The sequence below is a fragment of the Streptomyces sp. 13-12-16 genome, from assembly GCF_002114215.1.
Lineage (GTDB): Bacteria > Actinomycetota > Actinomycetes > Streptomycetales > Streptomycetaceae > Streptomyces.
Genome location: NZ_NCTE01001451.1, coordinates 1 through 408, shown reverse-complemented (window position 1 = coordinate 408; position 408 = coordinate 1). Strand labels below are relative to the sequence as shown.

1 tRNA gene and 1 pseudogene are annotated in these 408 nt (G+C 71.8%); both read right to left on the bottom strand.

The window, feature by feature from the left end:
• Positions 1-46: 46 nt before the first annotated feature.
• Positions 47-120 (bottom strand) — tRNA-Ala (locus B7767_RS42380).
• A gap of 60 nt (positions 121-180) precedes the next feature.
• Positions 181-408, bottom strand: a pseudogene (locus B7767_RS42375) (hypothetical protein); the annotation flags it as partial.

Genomic DNA, 408 nt, shown 5'->3' with positions numbered 1-408 from the left:
GAAGAGCCCCCCGCCGATTTCTCGGCGGGGGCTTCCAACTGTGCAGTGGACCTGAGGGGATTTGAACCCCTGGCCCCCTCGATGCGAACGAGGTGCGCTACCGGACTGCGCCACAGGCCCTTGCAACGAGTGAAACTTTAGCATCCCGATCGGGGTGCTCGGAAATCCATTGGCCTGGCACTACTCGTTGGCGGCCTTCGGGCGGTCGCCGTCCTCGTACTGGTCGAAGAGGGGGGTGCGGCCGCGTTCGCGGGAGCGGCGGGCCGAGGCGGCCCGGCGGGCGTCGCTGCGGTCGTCGTCGGCGGGGGCGGCCGGGTCCGGGTCCGCTTCGTCGGCCGACCCCTGTGCCTCGTCCGCCGGTACGGCGCTGGAGCGGGCCGAGCTCCAGGTGTCCGGGGCGCCCAGGTC